Raw genomic sequence first — 21,382 nt, forward strand, 5'->3', positions numbered from 1 at the left:
TCTTTTTGTCATTTTGTCCGATATTTTTCTGTCAACTTTTTTCAGGACATGACAGGGCCAACGAATCAACAACTAAATATCTCAACACCCGCAGGGCTTCATTTTCACTCTTCATTTTTCACTTTACGTTTATTTGCGCCTTTTCCGTTCGGAAAATAATATCTTTGTACTCGGATTTTACGCGAAAACGTGATTAAGATGGACAAAACGAAACCGATAGCCGCCCTGTTCGATCTGGATGGGGTTATTTTCGACACCGAAACGCATTATACACGTTTCTGGAAAGAACTGGCGCCGATACTTCAACCCGATATACCCGACTTCGGGAGCATTATCAAGGGGCAAACGCTGATACAGATCTTCGAGAAGTATTTCAAGGATCAGCGCGAAGCGCAGCAATTGATTCTCGACCGTTTGGCGGAGTTCGAGAGCGCCATGCGCTACGATTATATTCCGGGGATCGAAATGCTTATAGAAGTATTGCAACGAAACGGGGTGCGTATGGCAGTGGTGACAAGTTCGGACCAAGCCAAGATGACGCATGTTCACCGGGCTCATCCGGAGTTGGGGCAGATTTTCGAGCATATCCTCACGGCCGAGATGTTTGTCCGGTCGAAACCCGCTCCCGACGCTTATCTGCTGGCTGCCGAGACGTGCGGTACGGTGCCGGAGAACTGCATCGTTTTTGAAGATTCGTTTCACGGGATCGAGTCGGGGCGCCGGGCGGGTATGAAGGTGGTCGGGCTGGCTACGACGAACCCGGCCGAAGCCATCGAAGGGCTGTGCGACCTCGTGATTCCCGATTTCCGCGGCTTCACCTACGAACAGATGCTTGCGCTGCTCGACTGAGAGGAGCGCGTTGCCGGTCGCACCGGCCATATCGGATCCTGATCCGAATCATTATTTTTACGAATTTACAGACTCATCGTTATGGATAAGACAACGCCCTTTTTTACGCCGGAGGAGAAGAAAGAGTTTTTCACGACCTATCGTCTGTTATTTTCACATTTGTCGTATTGCCTGCAGAAAGAGGACGCGCCGAAGATGAAAAGCCTGATGAGAAGGGTCGTCGCACTCGACTGTTACGGACGCGACCGCAACGGAATCAACGGTTTGTTGCGCAATATCAACACGGCGCTGATCGCGACGAGAGATATCGGACTGAAACGGACGTCCGTCATCGCTCTGTTACTTTATCGGCCGGTCATGAAAGAGGCTGTCACGCTCGATGAGGTAGAACGTACCTTCGACGACGAGGTGGCGCTGATGATTCGCCGTCTGCTGAAGACCTCCGACCTCTATGCCCGTAATACGGCCGTCAACTCCGAGAACTTTCATCACCTGCTCTTCTCGTTTGCCGAAGACGTGCGCGTCATCCTGATCATGATTGCCGACCGTCTTTGCATGATGCGTATGGGCAAGCAGATCAGGGACGATAAGGATCGCATCCGATTGGCTACGGAGGTGTCGTATCTTTACGCGCCGCTGGCGCATCGACTCGGTCTCTATACCATCAAGAGCGAGTTGGAGGATTTGTCGTTGAAATACATCGATCCGAAAAAGTATCAGTACATCAAAACGAAGCTGAACGAGACGAAACGTTCGCGCGACGAATATATTGCCGAATTCATCCGACCCGTACAGGAGAAACTCGAAGCGTCGGGGCTGAAATTCGACATCAAAGGTCGCACGAAGTCCATCCACTCGATCAATAATAAACTGAGGAAACAAAACATCGATTTCGAAGGAATCTACGATTTGTTTGCCATCCGTGTCATTCTCGACTCGCCGCTCGACAAAGAACGTTCGGAGTGTTGGCAGGTGTTCTCGATCATTACCGATATGTATCAGCCGAATCCCAAACGGATGAAGGACTGGATTTCCGTTCCTAAGAGCAACGGCTACGAGAGTTTGCATATCACGGTCCTCGGGCCGAAGAACCGGTGGGTCGAAGTGCAGATACGGACACGCCGCATGGACGAGGTGGCCGAACGCGGGTTGGCCGCGCACTGGAAGTACAAAGGAATCAAGGAAGAGCATGGGTTAGACGAGTTCCTGAGCGATGTCCGCGCGATGCTCGAGACCCAGACGTCGAACCCGATGGATATGATGAAGGAGTTCCGGATGGACCTCTATCAAGACGAGATTTACGTGTTCACCCCCACCGGCGAGCTTATTAAACTGGGAAAAGGCGCCACGGTGCTCGATTTTGCTTTTGCCATTCATTCGAAGGTGGGCAGTCGGTGCGTGTCGGGGAAAGTGAACGGCAAGAACGTGTCGATTCGTCACCTGTTGCGTAACGGCGACTCGGTCGAAGTCGTCACCTCTCAGACCCAGACACCGAAGCGTGACTGGCTCTCGTTCGTGACGACCTCGAAAGCGCGTTCGAAAATCAAACAGGCTTTGCGCGAAGAATCGGCCAAGGCCGTCGAATATGCGAAGGAATCGTTGCAGCGACGTTTTAAGAACCGGAAGATCGAGGTAGAAGAAGCCCTGCTGATGCGTTATATCAAAAAGAGCGGTTTCAAGACGGTGACCGACTTCTACATCCATCTGGCCGAAGGGAAATCGGACGTGAACAAAATCATCGACGATTACCTCGATTTCGGACGGAAAGAGCGAGAAGCAGCCGAACACATGGAGAATCGAAGTGCGGAAGAGTATATCACGACGACGGAGGCCGAAACGATCTCTTCGCATCAGGATGTACTTGTCATCGACAAAGATCTGACGGGTATCGAATACAAGTTGTCGAAATGCTGTAATCCGATCTTCGGCGATCCGATCTTCGGATTCGTCTCCACACGCGGCATCAAGATTCACCGCACGAACTGTCCGAATGCGCAGGAGATGTTCAGCAAGTTCGGGTACCGTGTCATTCAGGCGCGCTGGAGCGGCAAAGGAACCGACGGATACGCGGTTACGTTGCGGATTATCGGGAACGACGATATTGGGATCGTGACGAATATCACGTCGGTTATCGGTAAGGAAGACGGTGTTTCGTTACGTTCGCTCCAGATCGATTCGGTCGACGGACTGTTTCAGGGCAACTTCACCGTGATGGTCAAAGATACTTCGGCGCTGAACATGCTGACGAAGAAAATCCGGACAGTCAAAGGGGTAAAGAACGTGGATCGGCTAAACACGTGAAAGCCCCATCTTGGCAGCTTTCTCGTGCATGAAACGTACCGCGGCCTCGTACTCGTTGGGGATGACCCCGTCGAGGATCGCGTTTTTAATCGCTTCCTTGAGCACTCCGACAGGCTGCGAGGGCGGTAGGCCGAACGTCGCCATAATCTCCTCGCCCGAAACGGGCGGCTGAAAGTTCCGTACCCGGTCTTTTTCCTCGATCTGCGCCATCTTCTCACGTACCAGACGGAAATTATTCAGGAAACGGCGCACTTTTTCGGGGTTCTTGCTCGTGATATCCGCTTCGCAGAGTTTCATCAGGTCGTCCACATCATCGCCGGCCTCGAAGAGTAATCGCCGGATGGCCGAGTCGGTCACCTCATCGTCTGCCAGACTGATTGGGCGCATGTGCAGCGAAACAAGTTTCTGTACGTATTTCATCTTCTCGTTCATCGGCAGTTTCATTCGCCGGAAGATGCCGGGTACCATTTTTTCGCCGATGAAATTATGGTTGTGGAACGTCCAGCCGAGACGGTTGTCAAAACGTTTGACAGCCGGCTTGGCAATGTCGTGCAGCAAGGCTGACCAGCGCAGCCACAAATCGTTCGTCGTACGACTCAGCCGGTCGAGTACCATCAGCGTATGAGCGAAATTATCCTTATGCCCGATGCCTTCTTTCGTTTCGACGCCTTTGAGGGCACACAGTTCGGGGAAGATCAGCTCCAGCAATCCGCATTTGTCGAGCAGTTCGAACCCGATCGAAGGCTTGGGCGACAGCACGATCTTATTCAGCTCGTCGGCGATACGCTCTTTCGAGATGATACCGATACGTTCCCTGTTGCGCGTGATGGCGTCGAACGTATCGGGATCGATAAAGAATCCGAGTTGCGATGCAAAACGCACGGCGCGCATCATGCGCAACGGGTCGTCGCTGAACGTCGTGTCCGGGTCGAGAGGCGTTACGATGCGCAGGTTTTCCAGATCATCTAATCCGCCGAAGGGATCGACCAGCTCGCCGTAGCGATCGCCGTTCAGACACAACGCCAAGGCGTTGATCGTAAAATCACGGCGATTTTGATCATCTTCGAGAGTTCCGTCTTCGACAATCGGCTTGCGACTGTCTCGCCGGTACGACTCTTTGCGTGCCCCGACGAACTCCAGCTCCAGCCTGCCGTGCTTCACCTGTGCCGTACCGAAATTTTTAAATACCGACAGATGAGCCTTTCTGCCTAACCGTTTCGCAACAGCCTTGGCCAGCTCGATGCCGCTCCCGACCGTCACCACGTCAATGTCTTTCGACGGACGGCGCAGGAAAATGTCGCGCACATAACCGCCGATGACGTATGTTTCCAGCCCCAGCTCGTCGGCTGTTTCCGAAATCAACGGGAAGGGCTGTCCGGAAAGGACTTTCTCTATATCTGCTTCGTAATAAAACATGATCCGGTTGCTTTTGAGCGTGCAAAGATAGTGCAAGTCGGTTGTAGAACAAAACGACCTGCTTCTTTTTATGGCGGTGTGTCATAACGGGCAAACTGCTTCGTTGCTTGCGGAATGAGAGCTCGGTCACATACCTTAGTATGCTCCCTCACCCTCATCCTTAGCGCCTTGCTTTTTACCCATTCTTACACACCTAAAGAGGGTGTGCCCAAACATTGCATTTTGACACACCCTCTTCCCCGATTCAGCGAAGAGACGTTACCACGGGAAAGCTTGTACGAGCTTCTCCAGCCAGACCACGTCGACGTTGTCGAACGTCGCATACTCGTCGCTGTCGATATCGAGCACCGCCACGACTTCACCGTCGCGTATCATCGGAACAACGATCTCCGATTTCGAGGCGGAACTGCATGCGATATGTCCGGGAAAAGCATCCACATCGTCGACCACCAGCGTGCACCGTTCTTTCCAAGCGGTGCCACACACCCCTTTTCCGTGACGGATACGCGTGCAAGCTACCGGCCCTTGAAAAGGCGCTAACACCAACTCTTCTTCACGCACGACATAAAAACCAACCCAGAAGAAGCCGAACGTCGTTTGGAGAGCGGCCACAAAATTGGCCATATTGGCCACCCTGTCAGACTCTCCCGAAAGCAAGCCCCGCATCTGCGGCAGCAACGTTTTATACTTCTCCGACTTCCCTCCCTGATGAATGATTATTTCTTCAGCCATAGTCAAACAGTCTTATAAACGGTTACATAATCGAGCTGCAAAAATAATTTTTCTCTTTCAAATTATGTTATCATGACACTGTAATCCATCACAAATCCGAAAAGACGGTTTCCTTTGATGATGACGTTTTGAGCACCCGCCTCCCGACACAAATCCATGATTCGTCTCTTCGACAATAAGTACATATAGTCTCCTGCTGCCCATGATTTCCCGATATGCCTTAAATACCGGTCGAAAAAAGTCTTGGGTAGCCAGTGTAGAAACAGCGTTCGGGTGTGCAGTTCGACAGGAAAATAAACGTTCGGTGTCGTAAAATAAACCGTGCGACACGTACGCAGTAATTCTTTCAGGAATAAAAGTTGTCTGTCTTTTCCCCCGACATGTTCGATAACAGCGTTACTCCACCCGATGTCGAAAGTTTTGTCCGCAAAAGGGAAAACTTTTCCGTCATAAAGTACGGCCTCGACATCCGGATAGTTCTTTGTAAACTCATCTTTGCCCCCTACACCGAGGGCCGTTATATTCGCTCGAAAGGGATAATGCTTTTCCAAGTAATTGTCGATCGGTGAGAATTCATGGTTGGCAAACCCTACATCCAACACTTTTGTGTCGGACGTAAACCCGATATTCTCTTTAAAATACCTGTATTTGCGATCTCTGTTCTTTTTGCTGATAGCGTTTGCTATTGATTTCATGATTATTTTAATAGGCTATAAACTTTTCAAGAAACAACAGATAGAGTTGTACAATCGGTCTTTGTTTCTTGAAAAGCTTTATTTGCCGGTCCAACAATTGTTATACTTTATCCAAGATATTCTGCTTTAAAATTATACAAAGCTATATGTTTGGGATAAGAGAACCAATGCAAAAATAGTTAATAATTGCTTTGGGCAAGTTGAAGGTGTCGATCTATTTTTATGCTTACACGGTGATTCTTTATTTTTCTTTTGTGCTTACCTATTTATACATTTCTGCAATCCGTTTTGATTTATTATTTTACAGTCTGACTATAACCTTCCGGAAGCAAGATGAAGGTTGCGAGTAGCGCTTTATGATCGGTAGGCCATACGTCTATCGGTTCGATAAACGTATCTTTACCGCTATCGGGAGCGCGCTCTCCCCGAAGGATGGAACCACTCGGTCCGACTATCCGGATATCTTTCAGTGCGATCGTATGGTCCGAACGGTAGTAGATAAAATCGATGCGTTCCCGATCATCGGCATCGGGAGACCATACTAATTGATCGAGCTTTGCCGCAGGATTATCCGCCGCAAACGTGAAGCCCGGATAGTCGACGGCATCGGGATACTTCTCGCGGAAGGCATCGACGAATCCGTTGGAGTATAAGAGTGCCGAGCAGTCCCATTCGATCACGACGTCGTGATGATCGCGTATGTTTTTCGTATCGGCTTGCCAGTCAAGATGGGAAGGCTCGTTGAAATCGCCTCCGATCAGGACGACCTTGTCCTGCTCCTTTTGAGCGTCCGAGAGCAGGGCACGTATCTCGTCATCGCGAAAAGATGCCCGGTTGTCGGCCAATAGGGAGTCTATCTCCGTAATTGGCAGAGGTAGCTTCTTCCAATCGCTGCTTCCGTAACCGCGAGGGAGGTAAGAGGAGCAGTTGAGCCAGTCCAGATGAGCCGAATAAACAACGACTTCTCTTCCTTCAACCAGAAAGCTGGCTTTCAATACCGATCCCCGGTCGTTTTGCAGTGGATAAACGACTTCTTGCTTCAAAATGGGATATCTGGATATAATTCCTGTGCTTACGCTTCGTTCGCCGTAGTATGTTACGTCCGCCTCCGATAGCGCATTAATCAGACGAGCGATAAAATCCGTATCGTTATAGTTGCGTACTTCGCTGAATGTGACAAAATCCGGTTGCAGACGAGCGATATGGTTCACGATACTCGCGAATCCTCCTTCGATCATCGTTCCCTCCTGCCAAATATTGAACTGCAGGAGGGTAATCTCTTTAGGTTTCTCTTGACGGCAACCGGCACAGAGAAGGAACACAATAACAATATATTTCCAGTGTCTCATCTTATTGGTACATTATTTTAACAGCCACATGACATCGTTCGGGGTATCTCTCCCGCCAAACTGGCGCTTCGTTGCTTTTTCTACATTCTCCTTATTTCGCTCATATTCGTTTTCAGGGTACATCCATCGTACGGGATACTGTGTTTTGATTTCATTCATATTCGTTGCCGGGTCTAAGGGCAATTGAGGATAGCCCGTACGCCGATAATCGTAATACGAGTTAAACGGTAACTGTACGAATGATGCGATATATTTCTGAATCATAATCTGCTTTAATCCTTCTTTTTCGTTAAATGCGGCTTTACCTTTTAAATATTCGTCGATATACGCATCATCTATCGTTCTTCCGTGCCGATATGCTTCGGGCGTATGCTCAGCCGTAAACTTCATGGCGGAGCGGACTCCTTTTTCATAATGCTCCCTAGCCGAGGCGGGTGTCTTCCATCCTCGCAAGGCTGCTTCGGCCAATATAAATTGCGTTTCGGTATAGGCGATGAATTTTACCGGCTCGCCTTGTGGCATACGGTGATAACGTTTGTTTATCGTAGAATGTTTTCCGGCCGTAAATTCGGCTTGAATCTGTCCGTATTCCAATACGGGATTTACACCACTGTATGCATCGAAGGAAGACATGTCGGCAGTCAACACTTTCGCAGGCTCTGCAAAATAAAAGAGGCGGTAATCCTGCAAATCCTTCAGCATATTCACAAAGAACGACGTGAAAACAGGATATGGCCAGAAGTTCTGTTTCTCGTGGTAGAACGGATACCACTGACTACTTTTGCCGGCACTGTATGTGCGCTGATAGCTGTCGGCTTCGCTCTCGATCAGGGGAGAGGCTGCTGTTTTCTCGAACAGGTTGCGTACATCGATACCAGCCACGGACTGTTTTTTGCTTAACATGTTCAGTACACGCAACATGAAACTGTTCGTCGTACGCTGCCATTTGACTGGATTTCCGTTATAAACGAAATCACCTTCGAATGCCGAAGCCGAACCGAATAGTTCGGACGCTTTCTGTAAGTTTCTCAGAATGATTTCGAATACCTCTTCCTGGGTATCATATGGGGGCGAAACGATGCCTTTAGATTCTCCTTTCAACGCTTCCGAGCAGGGGATGTCGCCCATAGCCATGGTTGCGTTATAGAAGACCAGCGCCTGCATGAAATAGTTTAGCGCTTCATAAGCGTGTTTTTTGTTTTCTGCCATGCCTTCATCGGCTCGTACTAACTCGACCATCTTCTGCGTGTCGATCAGGTAACCATAGGCGTCGTAATTGCCGCGTTCGAATTTATTGTACATGTACCATTCCATGTGCTCGGTAAAGCCGGTAGACTTCATCAGCCATGAATCGCCAAATAGCCATTTGCTTGTCGGGCTGTTCGTCGTATTGAGAATGACTCTTGTTGCCAGAAAATCGGGAGTCACCGTTGTCGGTGTATCCGGATTCAAATTAATATCGTCGAAATCGCCGCAAGCAATCAGCATGACGGAGAGTAAGGAGTAAATTATCTTTTTCATAAGGATAAGTATTATAATGTCAAATGAATATTAAAACCGATATATCTGGTGGTCGGAGAGTTCAGGTTCTCTTTTCCGCGATCCGGATCTGAATACTTGAACGCTTTGCTCCACATCAGTAAATTTTGCCCGATTATGCCGACCCGTACATTTTTCATAAGTAGTTTATGTGCGAGTGGGGCAGGGAAAGAATAGTTCAGTGCCACTTCGCGCAGTTTGACGAATGACGCATCGAGGATATTCTGGCGAGGCTGGTGATCCCACGGATTTTCATTATAAATCATGGTGTAGCTTTGGTAAGATACGGGTACATCGTTCGGAGCGAATGTACGGGTATCGTGCAGCACCCGGCCGTAAGCATCGTATGAGGCGGATCCATTCACAACCTTCGAGCCCGGGGCGACGTAATTCTGCTTTCCGTTCACTACCTCGTCGTAGCGCCACTGATTATCACTATCCGGATGTGATCCCGCATGCCACAATGCCTGCTCTGTCCATGAGTACATCATACCGCCCAGGCGACCGTCTAACGAGATGCTCAGGTCGAAATCTTTGTAGGTGAAGCTGGAACTGAGACCCAGAATCAAATCCGGATCGCTGTTTCCGATCACACTTTGATATTTGTTTTTCACAGGCAGCCCAGCCTGATGAACGATATTCCCTTCGTGATCGCGTTCCCAATCGTAGTAGAAAAACTTATCGAATCGTTCTCCTTTTTTGATGCGAGGGTCTTTCGAACTGTACACCGGATCGAGCTTGTCGTAGTACCAGTGGAAAAATGCTGCATTAAATGCTCCTTCCCATGTGAAGTCGCGATTTACGATAGGTTTACCTTTGAGAGTGAACTCCATGCCACGCTGCCGGATTTCTTCTGCGGTATTCGTCGTGATTCGTCCGAACCCGGAAGCTGTCGATATCCTCGACGAAATCAATCGGTCATAACGCAATCGATTGAAATAGGTATAATCAAATCCCAATCGGTTGTTAAAAAACCGAAAATCCGTGCCGAATTCAAACGACGACTCCGTTTCAGGTTTGATATTCGGATCACGTAAGGTGCTCGGGTATGTTGCGGTAGACAATCCGTTCCACACATCTGTTTCTACCGAATAGACTCGGTTCAGTTCATACACATCCAGATCCCTTTTAGCCACTGTCCACGAGGCACGGACTTTCCAGAAATCCAGCATATCTTCGGCCGGATTCCAGAGCGCTGTCGGGATAATACTTCCTGATACGGAAGGGTAAAAGTAAGACCTTGAGGAAGAAGGGAGTGTTGATGACCAGTCGTTACGTCTGGTAACGTCGAGATAGATCGTACTCTTCCATGATAGACCTGCTTTTCCATAAATACTGTAGAGTGCTTTTTCTCTGATTCCTTTCGAAACACTTGGGCGTTCGACCGAAGCGTTTAGCGAATAGAATCCCGGCACCGAAAGCCCACCACGGGTATTACTTCTGAACGAAATGGTTTTGTACCAGTAGGACGAGAGCCCCGCAATGATGTCAAATTCCAAGTTATTATATGAATAATCCCCTTTTACGATAAAATCGTTATTGAAACTTGATCCGTCGTATTGTTCATATCTGTAATACCCTCGCTTTTGACCGCTGTCTCCGATCGACTGGCGGTAGTCCTCATCATTGTTGTAATTATCGAAACCCGAACGGAACATGACAGAGAGGTTCTTCATAAAATCGTACGAGAGCGTCACGTTCGTTGTAAACAGGTTTTTATCCTGCCGGCGAATCCGTTCGTTCATGATATAGTAAGGATTATCGTACCATGCTTCGAAAGGCCAGTTTTGCTTCCGGTCTTTGACTTTCCAGTAATTTTTGTAGTCGAACACATCGTATTCCGTTCCGCTCCATATCAACATATTATAGAAAATATTTCCATTGCCGTAATCGACTCTCGGCATATTCGGCACTTTTTCCTTTTTATAGGAAAAGCTGGCGTCAATTTTAAAATTGTTGTATGTGATGTTGCCGCCGCCTGTCAGAATATATTTGTTCAGGCTTGTATTAGGATAGGAGCCTCGTTCGTGAACTTGCGTACCCGAAATACGGAAACCTCCCAGCTTGCCGGCTTGCGAAATACTCACGTTCGTATTGGTGATAATACCCGAACGAAAGAAGTTTGAGATATTGTTCTTCCCTCTCGGCAGCAAGGGCATCACTTGGTGTTCCATCGTCAGTGGGTCATACTGCTTTACTTCGCGGCCATCCATATAGTTCCCCCATACATAGCCGCTGTTGTACTCCAGCTGCCCGTAGTTGCCTGTACTGTAGGATGTCTGTGCTTTCGGAATTTTCAGATAACCCATTCCTGCCATTGTATGATTCGAAATATTGACAGTCAGTGTGCCGGACTCACCGCTTTTCTTCGTTGTCACCATGATAGCTCCGGCGCGACCACGTACACCATATAAGGCTGAAGCCGTCGCACCTTTCAGTACGTCGATACTTTCGATGTCTTCGGCCGAGAGGTCGTGTAGAGTTATATTTCCATAAGCGACGCCATCTACCACAATCAGCGGATTCTCGCCTCGCAAGATAAGCCTTGGTTTCTCCGATATTTCGGAACTGTTGTGAATCGCCAGACCGGCGATTTTACCTGTCAGACTGGATGCGACATCAGTTCCTTTCACTGCCGAGAGTGCCTCTCCTCCGATTTTCTGTACCGAATAGCCGAGAGCTTTTTCTTCTCGCTTGATACCTAAGGCCGTTACGATCACTTCGTTCAAAATCTTCGTGTCTTCTATCAGTACAACCGTAAACGATGTTTTGTTTTGCGTTGTGAGTTCCTGCGTGTGATAACCGATATAAGAAATCACAAGGGTCGCATAGTCAGGTACAGACAAGCTGAATTTTCCATCAACATCCGTTACGGTACCGTTGGTTGCTGTGCCTTTTTCGACGATGTTCGCACCGATTATCGGAGTGTTCGATGCATCCACGACGGTGCCCGTCACAACTTTGCGCCTGTTATCTTGTATCACCGTTGCGACCGATGGCTCTTTCGGAGATAAAATGATGTTTCTGTCGAGCACCTTGTACTGAATACCCATGTCGGCAAATAGTCGGTCTAATACGTAAAAGATATTTCTTCCCTCACTTTTAATGGTTACCACACGCGTCATGTCTATCTGACGGTTGTTGTAGAAGAAATGGAATTCGGATTGTCGCTCGATTTCGTCCAAGACCTCCTGCATCGTGCGATTTTGCGCATTCAGTGTCAGGAGGGTTGTTTGTCCATAGCTTTCCGCTGCCCGCATCACTCCTGTACAGAGTAGCAGGCAAGTCATCAACGCAAGTCCTTGTAGTTTGCGCTGTAATAAATGGCACGACAGGAATCCGTGCCGGATGATCCGATTGGTTTGTTTGTTTTTCATACGTTCTTCATGTTTTTGGATAAATCATTATAATGTCTGTGTCAAAAAATCTCTACGATGGTCTTCTCTTGTACGGCATCCTCTTTCCGCTTCGGCTCGATTATTCGATACCGAATACCCGACGAGAGACGGAAATGTTCCAGAATAAGCGGTAGTTGTTGCGTATCGAAGCGCCCGGTGTACGAATGTTCGTATAATGTCTCGTTTTTTACATCGAACTGAGCGTTAAAACGTTTTTCGAGGATTCTTAACGCGTCTTTGAACGGAGTGTTGCGGAAGATGACAAGACCGTCTTTCCATGCTGTTTGTGCTTGAGTGTTTATTGTTTTAATAACCATTTGCTTCGTTGTTCTGTTGTATCGAACAGATTCGTCTGGCTTCAGCACGACGGACGACTCGCCGTGATCGTTCGATGGATATGTGAAACGAACGGAACCGGAGACCAGCGTGGCGTTGACCAGTTCATCCTTCCGATAAGCTTCCAGGTTAAATTCCGTGCCGAGCACCTCAACCTTTGCTCCGGCAGAAGTGTGTACGATGAATGGCCGGTTACGATGTTTATGTACCGAAAAATATGCTTCGCCATCGAGATTCACTTCTCGACAGTTGCCTATAAATTCACTCGGATACGTTATGCGTGAGTCAGCATTGAGCCAGACCTTGCTCCCGTCGGGAAGAGTGGCGGTTGCCACCATGCCTGGAGAAGTGCGGAGTTCTACCTGTTCGATCGTCTTTTCGAGAAAGTGTCGGTAAAGCATCGTGCAAAAGAGCGGGATGAATAAAAGAGCGGCGATCCTTTGTGCCCATCGCCCGACGGTTTTCAGACGTCGCCATACGATTTTGCGATGGACGTTTCGCAACGCTTCCATCGTCTTTGTTTCACGGATTGTCCTCAGTATTTCCGTACTGTAATATATATAATGTATATCGTAGGCCAGTTGCTCGTTGGCTTCCGACTGTGCAATCCATGTTTCCACCTCGACTTTTTGCTTCCCGGAAAGCTTTCCGGAGAAATATTCCAGCAAAATCGCCCCTTCGATCTTCTTCTCTGTTTCCATATTATGAAGACGGTTCACTCGCAAAATATCCTAAACGTTGCCATCCGTTGGGAGAGATATTTTTACTGTGCTTTCTTTAATGTGCCGGCAGAATCCGTGACTCTTCATGATGTCTTATCGAAGAGCCTTCTGTCTGTTCAGGACAAAAAATGATACTTTTGTATCGCGAACGGAGTACACGAGGATATTAGCGACGTTTTTATATCTTTTTTCTGTATAGACTTCAGCAAAGCGACGATTCTTCCTCGTATTTTTGTCCTATTTTTGTAAAAGAAACAAGAACGGCCATGAGAAAAGATAAAAGTTTCGGGGTATCGGATGAAACGCTCTTCTTGCAAATCCGTCAGGGATGCAGAAAGTCTTTTGACGCGCTCTTTATCAAATATTATCCGGTGCTGTGCGCTTATACACGACAGTTTCTTGAGCCCGAAGACGGCGAAGAAGTGGTGCAGGAAGTCATGGTTTGGCTATGGGAAAACCGTCAGCGGGTAACGTTTGAAACCTCTCTGAGGAATTATTTGTTCCGTGCGGTACGCAATCGTTGTCTTTCTTTAATTGATCGCAATGAGTTGAAACGAAAAGCGTACCATATCGTCCATGAAAAGATGTCGTCGCATTTCGAGAACCCTGATTTCTACGACTACGAAGAATTGACCCGACGGATCGAAGAAGCTTTGACACACCTGCCGGAAAGCTATCGTGAGGCTTTTGAGTTAAATCGCTTTCATCGGCTTACTTATAAAGAAATTGCCGAGCGGCTGAAAGTTTCGTCCAAAACGATTGATTATCGTATTCAGCAAGCCTTAAGGCAATTAAGGATAGAGTTAAAAGACTTGCTGCCGATTCTTTTTCTCGGCCTATAACAAACCGTTATCGCGTAACCATGCTGCTGCGTCGGCAAGCGCTTCGGGTTTGCCGATGTCCATCAGCCGAAGGTCGTCCTGCACATAAGGGCGGATCGGAGCTTTGGCACAGACCGAAAGATAGAAATTAATGATTGAGAACTTGCCGGTCCATTCTTCCATCAAGTCGAAGATTCTTGGCGAGATCACATGGATGCCTCCGAAAGCATATTCCAAGTATTTCGACGGGTCGAACTGCGGATAGTGCGAGCGTACTTCTCCGGTGTTGCGGTTACGCCAGCCGTAGAGACGATTGTCTTTTTCCTGCCCGAAGAGCAGCCTGCGTGCGGCCTGACGGTGACTTACCACAAGCGTGGCCAGTGCATCCGAAGTCAGATGATGACGATAGAGCGCTCCCGGATCGATATTTGAGAAGATATCTACATTATGCACCAGAAACGGTTCGTCGCCTTTCAGAAACGATTGCGCCTGTTTAATTCCCCCTCCGGTATCCATCAGATAGTCGCGCTCATCCGAGATGTCGATATGAAGTCCGAAATGATTTTTGGAAGCAAGGAATTCAATGATCTGTTCGCCGAGATGATGAATGTTCACGACAAGATGGGTGAATCCGGCAGTTTTCAGCTTCAGGATAATATGTTCGAGCATAGGCCTTCCGCCGACGGGCAGCAATGCTTTAGGCGTCTCGTCGGTCAGCGGTTTGAGGCGCGTTCCGAGTCCTGCGGCAAAAATCATCGCTTTCATTTCTTTTTGGCTTCAAAAATCTCTTCGATGTTTTGCTCACGATGGATCAGTCGTACTTTGACGTCGTACTTCCGATGCAAATGTTCGGCCAGATGTTGGGCTGAATAGACGGAACGATGCTGTCCGCCCGTACATCCGAAAGAAACCATCAGATTCGTAAACCCACGGTCTATGTATCGTTTGACGGATGCATCGACCAGAGAGTACACATGTCCGAGGAAAGTGGTGATTTCGCCGTCGTCTTCCAAAAAACGGATGACCGGCTCGTCCAGACCCGTGAAATGATTGAACCGCTCGTACTTACCGGGGTTATTGATTGCCCGGCAATCGAAGATAAAGCCTCCGCCGTTGCCGCTCGGATCGTTCGGGATTCCTTTTTTGTAGGCAAAGCTCACGATCTTTACTTCGAGCATGCGTTTGCGGCGTTCTTCCGAAAACTGTTTCAATTGGATCAGTTGTTTCAGAATGGAGCAGAGGTACGGATATTCGGGATAATCTTCGTGCAGCAGTTCGCGCAGATTTTCTAACGCATACGGTACGCTTTGGATAAAATAAGGTTTCTTCTCAAAATAGCCACGAAACCCATAGGCACCCAGTACTTGTAGGGTGCGGAACAATACAAATTGTTTGAGTCGGTTACGGAATGCCGCCTCATTCACGTCCGTATATTTCCGGAGCGCCTGAATATATTCGTTGAGCAGTTCTTCCCGCAGCTCGTTCGGATACCGCGCCTTGGCCTGCCAGAGGAACGATGCGACGTCGTAATAGACCGGTCCTTTGCGCCCTCCCTGAAAATCGATGAAATAAGGCTCTCCGTCCTTGATCATTACATTGCGCGACTGAAAATCGCGGTACAGAAAGGTTTCTTCCGAGTCGCGTAGCAACATCCGGCACATCTGCTGAAAATCGTCTTCGAGTCGTGCCTCCTGAAATTCGAGACCGGTAGCTTTTAGAAAGCAGTATTTGAAATAGTTCAAGTCCCACATTACCAGTCGGCTGTCGAACTCGGGCTGTGGGTGGCATCGCGAGAAATCGAAGCCTTGCGCACCAGTGTACTGAAACGCCGGCAGCATCCGGATCGTCTTCTTCAGTAGCGCTCGTTCTTCCGGACTGAAGACACTGCTTTGCCGTCCTTTCTCGATAGCATGAAAAAGCAGCGTGTCGCCAAGGTCTTCTTGCAGATAGTAACGCTTATCGTCGGAATGAATATAGATTTCGGGGACAGGTAATCCCTGCTGCCTGAAATGATGCGCCATATAGATAAAAGCTGCATTTTCTTCGACGGACGTGCCGCATACTCCGATCAAGGAGTATTTGCCTGCCAGCCGGAAATAACGCCGGTTCGAACCCGACGACGGGAGTTCTGTCATCTCTCCGGCTTCCGTGCCGGTTTGCAGGCGATATAGTCGTTTTAATTCATCTGTTATCATTACGGGACACGAAGGTACGGCAAATTATTGGAAAAAGAAAACAGACCGTATGTTTTTCAACAGCAGATGTTGAAGACGGCGTCATGAAAAAAGTATGCGGTAAGAAGACGGTAACCGCTTTCGGACATCTCCGGCAAGCTTAATAAACCCTACGAAGACTTTCGTGCATCGTCGGCAAGGTATACATAGATAAGCATATATCCATATCCTCTATTTCTCAACGCCATTGCAGTAATGTCATTTTAATGCGTCAGCCCTGATTTGTCGTTACGAAAAAACGGACGTTTCCAAATTAATCATTAACTTTGCACGTCTTGAAAAATAATGACTCGATGAAAAAGTTAATTCTATCACTTATGACAACCGTAATGTTTACTGCCTGCGGCAACAAATCGCAGACTGTTCATGATGAAGCTGCAAAACAACAGGAAATCGACTACACGGTCGATCGTTTTGCCGACATCGAAATACTTCGCTACGAAGTCCCCGGATTCGAAGCCTTGACTTTGCAACAAAAACAGTTGCTTTATCATCTCTCGGAAGCCGCGTTGATGGGGCGCGATATGTTGTTCGACCAGAATTGCCGTTACAACCTTGCTATTCGTCGTGCGCTCGAAGCCGTTTATCAGGAATATAAAGGCGATCGGAACGATGCGCAGTTCAAGGCGCTGGAGACATACCTCAAACGTGTATGGCTGGCTAATGGGATTCACCATCATTATGCCGAAGATAAATTCGAACCGACAGGTCTTACACCGGATTTTTTTGCCGAATGTATTCGTCAGGTCGATGTGGCCCGCCTACCCCTTCGCGAGGGGCAGAGCGTCGAGCAATGGCTTGAGGAAATCACGCCGGTTATCTTCGATCCGAAGGTGATGCCCAAACGGACCGTACAGAGCGGTGAAGGCGATATCCTTCTGGCTTCGGCGAATCATTACTACGAGGGAGGCATCACGCAGAAAGAGGCAGAAACGTTCTATGCCCGCATGCGTCTCCCGAACGATACGACGCCTGTCTCCTACGGTCTCAACAGCCGGCTGGCCAAAGTAAACGGAGAGCTTGTCGAAAAAGTCTGGAAAGTGGGCGGATTGTATACGCAAGCGATTGAACGCATCGTCGACGAGTTGCAAAAAGCCGTTGCCTTTGCCGAGAATGACGCGCAGAGAGCCGTTATCGAGAAGTTGATCGAATATTACCGCACGGGCGACCTCAAAACGTTCGACGCCTATGCCATCCTCTGGGTGAAAGACCTTGCGTCGGAAGTAGACTTCGTCAACGGTTTTACGGAGACGTACGGCGACCCGCTGGGCATGAAAGCAAGTTGGGAGTCGATTACGAATTTCATCAACCGGGAAGCGACGAAACGTACGAAAATCATCAGCGAGAACGCGCAATGGTTCGAAGACCATTCGCCGATGGACAAGCGTTTTAGGAAAGAAGAGGTGAAAGGCGTCACAGCGAAAGTCATCACCGTGGCGATGCTTGGCGGCGACTGTTACCCGACAACGCCGATCGGTATCAATTTGCCGAATGCGGACTGGATCCGCAAGCACTACGGCTCCAAGTCGGTGACGATCGAGAATATCACGGAGGCTTACGATAAAGCCGCGAAAGGAAACGGGTTTAAGGAGGAATTTGTCATCAACGATACGGAACGCGAACGGATCGAGCAATACGGTTTTATCACCGACAATTTGCATACCGATCTGCACGAATGCCTCGGACACGGCTCGGGGCAGCTGCTCGAAGGTACAGACCCCAATGCGCTCGGAGCCTACAGCTCGACCCTCGAAGAGGCTCGTGCCGACATTTTCGCGCTGTATTATCTGGCCGATAAGAAGCTGCTCGAACTCGGCCTGTTGAGCGATCTCGAAGCTTACAAGGCGGAATATTACAAATATCTCATGAATGGTTTGATGACTCAGCTCGTGCGCATACAGCCGGGCAAAGACATCGAAGAGGCGCACATGCGAAACCGGCAGCTGATTGCCCGCTGGGCTTACGAAAAAGGGAAACCGGACAACGTCGTTTCGTTCGAGAATCGCGATGGTAAGACGTTTGTTTCGATCAACGACTACGAAAAGTTGCGGACGCTCTTCGGCGAACTCTTGGGCGAGCTTCAACGCATCAAGAGCGAAGGAGATTTCAATGCCGGCAAGCAATTGGTAGAAACGTATGGCGTCAAAGTAGACCGGGCTCTTCACGAAGAGGTGCTGGAGCGTTATCAGCGTCTGAACCTTGCTCCATACAAAGGATTTGTCAATCCGGTCATGAAGGAAGTTAAGAACGCGCAGGGCGAAGTGACGGATATTATACTCGACTATACCGAAGGGTATGTAGAGCAGATGCTTCGGTATAGCAAGGAATATTCTTTCCTTCCGACATACAATTAAAATCGACGGATTATTTAACGTCAAGAACAGATAAGAAAAAGAAATGAATCCAGACCTGTATGACTTCGAGAAAATGAAGGCCCGGTTTTCACGCTATCTGATTGAGAAGGGGATGCGTAAAACAACGGAGCGTTTCATGATCTTGGATCATATCTGCCGGATTCAAGGACATTTCGACGTCGAGATGTTGCACAAACAACTGGACGACGATCATTTTCATGTCAGCAGGGCTTCCATCTACAACACGATCGAGACCCTCATGGACGCGCATATCGTGATCCGTCATCAATTCACCGCGCAACTGGTGCAGTATGAGTTGCACGAGGTGGCGGCAACACATCATCATGCGATATGTAATTACTGCGGGGCGGTGAAGGAAGTCAAAGACGAGCGTCTCTCGAGGGAGATAGAGCGCTTTCGTACTTCGCGGTTCACGTACGAGTATCATTCGCTCTACGTCTACGGCATCTGTTCGAAGTGCAAATTCCGGATGACACACCGGAACAAGCGGTCGGCGGCTGCTCGGAAGACCGAAAAATAAACGAAACAAAAAATAATACAAGAAGATGAAAGTAGATGTTCTCTTAGGTTTACAATGGGGCGACGAAGGCAAAGGAAAAGTCGTCGATGTATTGACACCATCCTACGATGTGGTTGCCCGTTTTCAGGGAGGCCCGAACGCCGGACATACGCTCGAGTTCGAAGGAAAGAAATACATCCTGCGTTCCATTCCGTCCGGGATTTTTCAGGGCGGTAAAATCAACATCGTCGGAAACGGCGTCGTGCTCGACCCGTTATTGTTCAGAGAAGAAGCCGAATCGTTAGCCGCCAGCGGATACGATATTCGTAAACAGCTGCGTATCTCGAAGAAAGCTCATCTGATTATGCCGACGCATCGAATCCTCGATCAGGCCAATGAAGCAGCCAAAGGCACCGGTAAAATCGGTACGACCGGCAAAGGCATCGGCCCGACCTATACGGATAAGATCAGTCGCAACGGCTTGCGTGTCGGGGATATTCTCCACGATTTTGAAAAGAAATACGCCGAAGCCAAACGCCGTCATGAAAATATGCTGCGTGCCATGAACTACGGATACAATATGGCCGATCTGGAAAAACCGTGGTTCGAAGCGCTCGAATACCTGAAACAGTTCGAACTGATCGACAGCGAACATGAGATCAACGAATGCCTGACCGAGGGTAAGTCGGTACTGGCCGAGGGTGCGCAAGGCACGATGCTCGACATCGACTTCGGTTCTTATCCGTTCGTTACGTCATCGAATACCGTCTGTGCCGGTTGTTGTACGGGGCTCGGCATCTCTCCGCGAAGTATCGGCGAAGTGTACGGTATTTTCAAGGCCTATTGTACGCGTGTCGGAAGCGGTCCGTTCCCGACAGAGCTGAAAGACGAAACGGGCGAAGAAATGTGTCAGCGCGGACGCGAATTCGGATCTGTGACCGGGCGTAAACGTCGTTGCGGATGGATCGATCTCGTAGCGTTGCGGTATGCGATTATGATCAATGGCGTTAGCCGGCTCATCATGATGAAAAGCGATGTGCTGGATACGTTCGATACGATCAAGGCATGTGTCGCCTATCGGATCGACGGGAAAGAGGTTACGCGCTTCCCTTTTGAAGTGACGGAAACATCGACGACTCCCATTTATACGGAGCTTCCCGGATGGAAGACAGATATGACAACGATGAAAAACGAGGACGAATTTCCGGAAGAGTTTAATGCCTATCTGTCCTTCCTTGAAGAAGAGCTGGGCGTTCCCATCAAGATCGTATCCGTAGGGCCTGACCGTGAGCAGACGATTATCCGGTATACCGAATAACCGTCGTGCATGTGTTTTCGGCAGATGACTGACATTTTGTCGGCTGGCACTGTTTTTGCAGCAGAGCCGATGATATAGTATTAATTTTAATAGTAGTAGAAACAATGACTATGTATTCTTTATATTGGGTGCTCTTTATCGGCATCGCCGTCATCAGCTGGATTGTATCGGCCCGGATGCAGAGCAAGTTTAAAAAGTATTCTCAAATCCCGATGCCCAACGGCATGACGGGACGCGATGTGGCAGAGAAAATGCTGCGTGAAAACGGGATTACGGATGTGCGGGTGATCTCGGTTGCCGGACAGCTGACGGATCATTACAATCCGGTGAACAAGACGGTGAACCTCAGTGAACCGGTCTACGCGAGCAACAGCATTGCCGCCGCTGCCGTAGCGGCGCACGAATGCGGGCACGCCGTACAGCACGCGACGGCTTACGGTCCTCTTAAGATGCGCTCGGCGCTTGTGCCTGTCGTCAGCTTTTCTTCCAATATCGTGCAGTGGGTACTGCTCGGAGGCATGTTGATGTTGAAAGCTTTTCCGCAACTACTGCTGATCGGCATCGTCCTGTTTGCCGTAACGACGCTGTTTAGTTTCATCACCCTGCCCGTCGAAATCAACGCCAGCCGTCGGGCTTTGGCATGGCTGAAAACTGCCGGTATCACGAATTATCAGACGGACGGCATGGCCAAAGACGCCTTGCGCTCGGCAGCCTATACGTATGTCGTTGCCGCACTCGGCTCGCTGGCGACCCTTTTGTATTACATTATGATCTTTTTAGGCGGAAGACGAAACTAAC

16 protein-coding genes are annotated in these 21,382 nt (G+C 48.8%); 7 read left to right on the forward strand and 9 right to left on the reverse strand.

Annotation, left to right across the window (positions count from 1 at the left end; genetic code table 11):
• Positions 1-198 precede the first annotated feature (198 nt).
• A complete protein-coding gene (locus Q4A89_RS07840; protein WP_303184731.1) occupies positions 199-849 on the forward strand; it encodes an HAD family phosphatase in 651 nt (216 codons plus the stop codon).
• 81 nt (positions 850-930) lie between these two features.
• Positions 931-3,150, forward strand: coding sequence for a bifunctional (p)ppGpp synthetase/guanosine-3',5'-bis(diphosphate) 3'-pyrophosphohydrolase (locus Q4A89_RS07845; RefSeq protein ID WP_124752429.1), 2,220 nt, complete (start codon positions 931-933; stop codon positions 3,148-3,150).
• Here Q4A89_RS07845 and Q4A89_RS07850 read toward each other — a convergent pair.
• From Q4A89_RS07850 to Q4A89_RS07880, 7 genes are all read right to left on the reverse strand, one after another.
• Entirely contained in the window at positions 3,139-4,566 is a 1,428-nt protein-coding gene (locus Q4A89_RS07850) for a CCA tRNA nucleotidyltransferase (protein WP_303184732.1), read from the reverse strand. The genes Q4A89_RS07845 and Q4A89_RS07850 overlap by 12 nt on opposite strands.
• Before the next feature lie 258 nt (positions 4,567-4,824).
• Positions 4,825-5,298 (reverse strand): GAF domain-containing protein, encoded by a 474-nt coding sequence (locus Q4A89_RS07855; protein ID WP_303184733.1) that lies wholly within the window; start codon positions 5,296-5,298, stop codon positions 4,825-4,827.
• 62 nt (positions 5,299-5,360) lie between these two features.
• Positions 5,361-5,993 (reverse strand): class I SAM-dependent methyltransferase, encoded by a 633-nt coding sequence (locus Q4A89_RS07860; RefSeq protein WP_303184734.1) that lies wholly within the window; start codon positions 5,991-5,993, stop codon positions 5,361-5,363.
• 296 nt (positions 5,994-6,289) lie between these two features.
• The gene (locus tag Q4A89_RS07865) at positions 6,290-7,342 is read right to left on the reverse strand and encodes an endonuclease/exonuclease/phosphatase family protein (RefSeq protein ID WP_303184735.1); all 1,053 of its coding nucleotides are present in this window, start codon (positions 7,340-7,342) and stop codon (positions 6,290-6,292) included.
• 12 nt (positions 7,343-7,354) lie between these two features.
• Positions 7,355-8,863: a SusD/RagB family nutrient-binding outer membrane lipoprotein gene (locus Q4A89_RS07870; protein ID WP_303184736.1), complete on the reverse strand. Its 1,509-nt coding sequence runs from the start codon at positions 8,861-8,863 to the stop codon at positions 7,355-7,357.
• An 11-nt stretch (positions 8,864-8,874) separates the two neighbouring features.
• Entirely contained in the window at positions 8,875-12,258 is a 3,384-nt protein-coding gene (locus tag Q4A89_RS07875; RefSeq protein ID WP_303184737.1) for a SusC/RagA family TonB-linked outer membrane protein, read from the reverse strand.
• A 41-nt stretch (positions 12,259-12,299) separates the two neighbouring features.
• The gene (locus Q4A89_RS07880; protein WP_303184738.1) at positions 12,300-13,316 is read right to left on the reverse strand and encodes a FecR family protein; all 1,017 of its coding nucleotides are present in this window, start codon (positions 13,314-13,316) and stop codon (positions 12,300-12,302) included.
• 287 nt (positions 13,317-13,603) lie between these two features.
• On the opposite strand from Q4A89_RS07880, the gene Q4A89_RS07885 reads away from it, so the two are divergent.
• A complete protein-coding gene (locus Q4A89_RS07885; RefSeq protein WP_303184740.1) occupies positions 13,604-14,179 on the forward strand; it encodes an RNA polymerase sigma-70 factor in 576 nt (191 codons plus the stop codon).
• Here the strand turns inward: Q4A89_RS07885 and Q4A89_RS07890 are convergent.
• Both Q4A89_RS07890 and Q4A89_RS07895 read right to left on the reverse strand, forming a co-directional pair.
• The gene (locus Q4A89_RS07890) at positions 14,174-14,923 is read right to left on the reverse strand and encodes a nucleotidyltransferase family protein (RefSeq protein ID WP_303184741.1); all 750 of its coding nucleotides are present in this window, start codon (positions 14,921-14,923) and stop codon (positions 14,174-14,176) included. The genes Q4A89_RS07885 and Q4A89_RS07890 overlap by 6 nt on opposite strands.
• On the reverse strand, positions 14,920-16,353 hold the full coding sequence (locus Q4A89_RS07895; RefSeq protein ID WP_303184742.1) for an RNase adapter RapZ: 1,434 nt from the start codon (positions 16,351-16,353) through the stop codon (positions 14,920-14,922). The genes Q4A89_RS07890 and Q4A89_RS07895 overlap by 4 nt, the downstream gene beginning before the upstream one ends.
• 332 nt (positions 16,354-16,685) lie before the next feature.
• Between Q4A89_RS07895 and Q4A89_RS07900 the strand changes: the two genes are divergently transcribed.
• From Q4A89_RS07900 to Q4A89_RS07915, 4 genes are all read left to right on the forward strand, one after another.
• The gene (locus Q4A89_RS07900; protein WP_303184743.1) at positions 16,686-18,746 is read left to right on the forward strand and encodes a dihydrofolate reductase; all 2,061 of its coding nucleotides are present in this window, start codon (positions 16,686-16,688) and stop codon (positions 18,744-18,746) included.
• A 43-nt stretch (positions 18,747-18,789) separates the two neighbouring features.
• The gene (locus tag Q4A89_RS07905) at positions 18,790-19,287 is read left to right on the forward strand and encodes a Fur family transcriptional regulator (RefSeq protein WP_124752423.1); all 498 of its coding nucleotides are present in this window, start codon (positions 18,790-18,792) and stop codon (positions 19,285-19,287) included.
• A gap of 25 nt (positions 19,288-19,312) precedes the next feature.
• Complete coding sequence (locus Q4A89_RS07910) at positions 19,313-20,584, forward strand: adenylosuccinate synthase (protein ID WP_303184745.1); 1,272 nt, start codon at positions 19,313-19,315, stop codon at positions 20,582-20,584.
• 110 nt (positions 20,585-20,694) lie between these two features.
• Positions 20,695-21,381, forward strand: coding sequence for a zinc metallopeptidase (locus Q4A89_RS07915; RefSeq protein WP_303184746.1), 687 nt, complete (start codon positions 20,695-20,697; stop codon positions 21,379-21,381).
• Position 21,382 lies beyond the last annotated feature (1 nt).

This window comes from Tannerella sp., assembly GCF_030528505.1.
Taxonomy (GTDB): Bacteria; Bacteroidota; Bacteroidia; order Bacteroidales; family Tannerellaceae; genus Tannerella.

What these genes read in the sequence shown, in the direction of transcription:
- Q4A89_RS07840 (WP_303184731.1), top strand. Translation starts at nt 199, where the DNA reads ATGGACAAAACGAAACCGATAGCCGCCCTGTTCGATCTGGATGGGGTT.
- Q4A89_RS07845 (WP_124752429.1), top strand. Translation starts at nt 931, where the DNA reads ATGGATAAGACAACGCCCTTTTTTACGCCGGAGGAGAAGAAAGAGTTT.
- Q4A89_RS07850 (WP_303184732.1), bottom strand. Translation starts at nt 4,566, where the DNA reads ATGTTTTATTACGAAGCAGATATAGAGAAAGTCCTTTCCGGACAGCCC.
- Q4A89_RS07855 (WP_303184733.1), bottom strand. Translation starts at nt 5,298, where the DNA reads ATGGCTGAAGAAATAATCATTCATCAGGGAGGGAAGTCGGAGAAGTAT.
- Q4A89_RS07860 (WP_303184734.1), bottom strand. Translation starts at nt 5,993, where the DNA reads ATGAAATCAATAGCAAACGCTATCAGCAAAAAGAACAGAGATCGCAAA.
- Q4A89_RS07865 (WP_303184735.1), bottom strand. Translation starts at nt 7,342, where the DNA reads ATGAGACACTGGAAATATATTGTTATTGTGTTCCTTCTCTGTGCCGGT.
- Q4A89_RS07870 (WP_303184736.1), bottom strand. Translation starts at nt 8,863, where the DNA reads ATGAAAAAGATAATTTACTCCTTACTCTCCGTCATGCTGATTGCTTGC.
- Q4A89_RS07875 (WP_303184737.1), bottom strand. Translation starts at nt 12,258, where the DNA reads ATGAAAAACAAACAAACCAATCGGATCATCCGGCACGGATTCCTGTCG.
- Q4A89_RS07880 (WP_303184738.1), bottom strand. Translation starts at nt 13,316, where the DNA reads ATGGAAACAGAGAAGAAGATCGAAGGGGCGATTTTGCTGGAATATTTC.
- Q4A89_RS07885 (WP_303184740.1), top strand. Translation starts at nt 13,604, where the DNA reads ATGAGAAAAGATAAAAGTTTCGGGGTATCGGATGAAACGCTCTTCTTG.
- Q4A89_RS07890 (WP_303184741.1), bottom strand. Translation starts at nt 14,923, where the DNA reads ATGAAAGCGATGATTTTTGCCGCAGGACTCGGAACGCGCCTCAAACCG.
- Q4A89_RS07895 (WP_303184742.1), bottom strand. Translation starts at nt 16,353, where the DNA reads ATGATAACAGATGAATTAAAACGACTATATCGCCTGCAAACCGGCACG.
- Q4A89_RS07900 (WP_303184743.1), top strand. Translation starts at nt 16,686, where the DNA reads ATGAAAAAGTTAATTCTATCACTTATGACAACCGTAATGTTTACTGCC.
- Q4A89_RS07905 (WP_124752423.1), top strand. Translation starts at nt 18,790, where the DNA reads ATGAATCCAGACCTGTATGACTTCGAGAAAATGAAGGCCCGGTTTTCA.
- Q4A89_RS07910 (WP_303184745.1), top strand. Translation starts at nt 19,313, where the DNA reads ATGAAAGTAGATGTTCTCTTAGGTTTACAATGGGGCGACGAAGGCAAA.
- Q4A89_RS07915 (WP_303184746.1), top strand. Translation starts at nt 20,695, where the DNA reads ATGTATTCTTTATATTGGGTGCTCTTTATCGGCATCGCCGTCATCAGC.